This window comes from Moorena sp. SIO2C4 (genome assembly GCF_010672485.1).
GTDB lineage: Bacteria > Cyanobacteriota > Cyanobacteriia > Cyanobacteriales > Coleofasciculaceae > Moorena > Moorena producens.
Genome location: NZ_JAAHGN010000653.1, coordinates 1 through 4,288 on the forward strand (window position 1 = coordinate 1; position 4,288 = coordinate 4,288).

Here is a 4,288-nt window from a genome sequence, read left to right on the forward strand (position 1 = left end):
TCAATGGCTGGTACTGTCGGAGGGTGAGGTAAACCAGCATTGAACAGATAGATGGGTAGGTTAAATGCCTCCACTAAAGCACGGGAAATCAAGACAGGGGATACTCCCACAGTTAGAGGAGGAAGGGGATATTGAGGTTGGGGAGTAACTCCATTGACCAAAAACTCAGCATCAGCGATCGCAGTATACTGACGATCATCTGGGGTAGCGCCAGCAGCAGAAATACCTGGAATCAGGCCAGTAGCAGTGAATCCTAAAATACAAGCAAATACCGGTGAGCATCCCTGATACTGCTGTAACCACCGTTTTCCCTTTACCTGCTCGGTATAAACTCGGATCATTAGTCCTTAATTCTTAGTCCTTAGTTCTGATCTGAAATATAAAAATAAATAGAAACAAACACTACACTATAGATTAATTGTGGTGAAAGGGAACAGTAAACTTTGGATAAGGTAACAGAATCGTTTTGTAAAAGTAGCAAATCAAGTATTAACTAGTTAACTAGTTAATATTACTATTTTTTTACACACATTTTCACACACAATAGTTAGCCATATAATTCCATAAATTTCCATAAAATAAAAGAACGATTGCCATACTTACCACGGGCATAAACTGAGCTAAAGGTAATCAATCAAGCTTAAGCTCTAAGCTCCAAGGGCTCAGAGCTGATAACTGTTTGCGGAAAGCGTAGCCCTCAAGTAGCGTGTAAGCTGACCTTTGAAAGTATAACAAACAGTCTCTTCGCCATCACAAGTGACCAATGACTAATAGCTCAATCGTAATCCAGCAAAACTTTTACCCAGTTTGGTGGTCTAGGAATCGGGTTTCCTAATCGGTCGAGCATGAGTAAGGCTACAATATGCACCACGAATAAATAAATGGCATTATTGATAATAATCATTACTACAGCCAGGGTTTGAACTAGAAATAGACTGGGCTGAAATAGCAACCCCAGCTTGAGAAACCACCAATCCAATAATCCTGTCACCTGGGTCATCACGTAAACCCAGAGGTCTTCCCCCAATAGAATTGAGAACAACCAAAACCGAAAAAAGAAGCCTATTGTACCAATTAGCGTACCCATGCTAATAGAAAGCAGCCAGCTAGCTCGACGTTTCCACAAAGCTCCCAGTTGCACCCCCATCAGACCATAAGGGACCAAAAAGATAATACTGCGAGTTACTCCCATCAGCACTGATAGTAACAACCCCGAAACCAGTGCTGCCATCCAGGATGCCCTACTGCCCCTCCTTAGGTAGACTAAAGCAATCGGCACTGGGAAAAACATTTTGAGTATTGGTCCTAGAGGAAAGTAATAATTAATCAGCCAAATCAAGCTGGCGGTACTGGCCAGAAACGCTGTTTCTACCATGGTTATAGGTGTCTGAGGTCTAGGGTTTAGACCATTATTCAGGCTAGGGGAGTTAGCAGAAGTGGATTGTTTGTAGACTGCCCTAGGTTCCCTCTTTTCTAGTGGGTGATTTTGCTCCCCAGTTAATTGATGCCCGATCTCAGTTACATCAGCATTGCTCTTAGGGAATTCCGTTGTTGATTTTGTGGGTTTGTTTTTAGATTGGGCAAAGAGATCTTGTGAAGCCGCTTGACCATCATCAAAAGAATCACTCATGCAAATTTAGTAACCTCTTGAGGAAAGGGACAGATGATAACAGAAGAGATACTGTTAAAGTACCCTTGCATCTTAGCCCATCTCAAATTTCTCCTCATTTGCAGATACCTTATATATCAAGACTAGATAATCATCTTTTCGAGAGCAGGCAGATCACAGATAAAAAGGGTATCGTGATCCCGCATGATCAAGCCTTTCTTCTCCAGCTTTGTCAGGACTCGTGTGACCGTCTCCCGCGCCAATCCACTGAGGCTACTTATCTCTCGATGAGGTAAGTTAGGAATCTCAGTTCCTCTTTGTTTCAATTTGCCTTGTCCTTCAGCTAGAAACAACAAGGTGTCTGCCACTCGTGAGGTACTATCTGACTCCCGCAAGCGTAGGCGTCGGTTAACCTGACGCAGACGCTTTGCCATCAACTGAGCTAAGTGGACACCAGCCAAAGGTTCCGTATGAATTAACTGGGTAAAATCCTGAGCGGGTATACTACCAATGGTTGTAGGGGTTAAGGTAATCACATCTGTTGAACGAGGTACTTCTTCTAAGGCTGCCATTTCACCAAAGATTTCTCCTTTCCCAAGAATATTGAGGGTCACCTCCTTCCCATCCAGGTTATAGGTGCGAATCTTTGCCCAACCATCTAAGATGAAATAGACAGACCCCCCCCAGTCATTCTCAAGTAAAATCACTCGATTTGCAGGATGGCTACGGGTAACCATATTAATAATGGCTTTTTTGACACTAGAATCTGGTAAGCCAGCAAAAAAAGGAGTGCTAGCCATCGAATCATGAACATTAGAGTTAACTTCAGATGAATTGTATCGGTCTTCCATGGGATCATGAGCGCTTCGTAAACACCTTGAATAGATAGATGATCCGCTGTCAAATCAAGTGAGTCAGGGAGTTTGCCTGTGTCAACTAAAAGAAGCCAATGAAACAGATCTGCTTAACCTCACCACCTTTGGTAGACCAACGAAAATGACTGATGTGAGTGAAATTGCCTTGACAAACAAAGATTCTACTGGAGCTAAACTACTTGCAGTGAGCTGAGGTAGGCTCATTCTGGTAGAGGGCTTGGCAATAATCACATCGGGTAAGTACAGTTATTATGCTCCATGATGAACAATTTGTAATAGTTTGGTGACTCTGGCAATTTAACATTAGACACAGGGGGTTGACTCTCACTCCTGTATGACTCAATTTGTTCTCGTCAAGGGTTTCAAAGTGACTGCTCAAACCGACATTCAATCTCTGATTGCTGATATTGACCACATCCTCCATAAGCCTGACTTTCCTCTACCATGGTTCAAGTCTGGTGACCTAGCGGCTGCACACCAGGTTTTGCGGAAAGTTCGTAGCTACCTAGTTTCCCAACAGCAAAAACTAGGGGTAGAATCGGACAATACAAGTACTACAGTAACCCCATCTCAGACGGGAGTACCCACATCTGTTCAGGAGGAAGTGCAGCAAATCCTGCAAGCGGTTAATCAAGAAATGAACCATCTACGTACCGATTTGACGAAACCATGGCAGGTAGAGTTGGAGGCTCTACAGCAACAGCGGGAGTCTCTGGTACGAGAAATTCAGCGTTTGGAGAGTACCAAGCAGCAGCTGGATTACTATACCAAACAACAAACTGCAAATGTGCAGATTGCTTCAGAGTTCTCACAAGGGCTAATCAACCGCCTTGTCGAAAGCTTGACGCAAAAGCTATCTCAAATTTTAGCGAATTGGGAAGCTCACTTAAAACAGAATCCCACTAGTGATGACTCAATCAACCGATTGCCTTCAAATCAGGACGAGATTGTTGCTGTAGTCCAAAGACAAAAGGTGATTGAGCAACTACAGCAGCTTCAAAAACAATCTGATCAACTCATACAGAATATAGATGTTAACCAGCGGTTGATTTTTGAGACCCTACACAGAGATCTTCAAGGTTACCAGGAGTCTTTATCTCAGGAACTTGAAAAAATGCACAGCTTAGGCATGCAGGGAGAAATGTTTTTTGCTGCCTTTGTGAATCGTCTAGCTCAGCAGTTAGGACGAGAATCTTCAAGCCTATGGTCTTCCTCACAACAACCACCGGATGTACAGGTTCAACTTGAGGATAAGGATAGCTTTCAATTACATCCGGAAACCTTATTGCACAAAAACTCTCTGACTATGACTGAGGTGGTGTCTGACCGTTCGCGTAGCGTGGCCAAAGGCCAATCAGATTTGACTCAGGAACCAGCAATGGATTGGTCAACAGGAGAGTTGCCTCAATCCTGGGGCATAGGATTGTCTGAAGAAAAGACACCATTGCGATCGCGTAGCGTGGCCTACGGCCAATCGCACTTAGCCGATGCTACGCCAGAGTCCCAGAAGACATCTCGGACCAATGACTCCGTTGACCATTCAGAAGTCATTGCTACTATTAATGCCTTGACAGATTTGTGTGAACAGATGGGTGTGAATTACCTCAAGGGGTGACAAGTAGCTTTAACGTTTGAGAGGGTGTGGGGTTTTTGGGGTATGGAGTGGGGCGGGGCACGGAATGGATCGGAATATTCAAAAGCTTTGAGCAAAATAGTGGCTTTTGACGATGCAAGTTTCTTTCATTACAGAACAGATGTGTTCGCGCAGCGGGGCGTCAGCCCTTCGCAATCCGTGGGACGCTCT

General features: G+C 44.0%; 3 protein-coding genes and 1 pseudogene. 1 reads left to right on the top strand and 3 read right to left on the bottom strand.

Going from position 1 to position 4,288, the window contains the following annotated elements:
* The 3 genes and pseudogenes from F6K20_RS26495 to F6K20_RS26505 all read right to left on the bottom strand — a co-directional run.
* Positions 1–341 (bottom strand): annotated as a pseudogene (locus F6K20_RS26495) (TIGR00303 family protein); the annotation flags it as partial.
* A gap of 434 nt (positions 342–775) precedes the next feature.
* Positions 776–1,630 (bottom strand): DUF2232 domain-containing protein, encoded by an 855-nt coding sequence (locus F6K20_RS26500; protein WP_008180238.1) that lies wholly within the window; start codon positions 1,628–1,630, stop codon positions 776–778.
* A 122-nt stretch (positions 1,631–1,752) separates the two neighbouring features.
* Positions 1,753–2,460 (bottom strand): Crp/Fnr family transcriptional regulator, encoded by a 708-nt coding sequence (locus F6K20_RS26505; RefSeq protein WP_008180239.1) that lies wholly within the window; start codon positions 2,458–2,460, stop codon positions 1,753–1,755.
* A 391-nt stretch (positions 2,461–2,851) separates the two neighbouring features.
* Between F6K20_RS26505 and F6K20_RS26510 the strand changes: the two genes are divergently transcribed.
* Positions 2,852–4,099 (top strand): DUF445 domain-containing protein, encoded by a 1,248-nt coding sequence (locus F6K20_RS26510; RefSeq protein WP_131827231.1) that lies wholly within the window; start codon positions 2,852–2,854, stop codon positions 4,097–4,099.
* Positions 4,100–4,288 lie beyond the last annotated feature (189 nt).

Excerpts from the sequence above, each read along its gene's own strand:
- F6K20_RS26500 (WP_008180238.1), bottom strand. The coding sequence starts at position 1,630 with ATGAGTGATTCTTTTGATGATGGTCAAGCGGCTTCACAAGATCTCTTT.
- F6K20_RS26505 (WP_008180239.1), bottom strand. The coding sequence starts at position 2,460 with ATGGAAGACCGATACAATTCATCTGAAGTTAACTCTAATGTTCATGAT.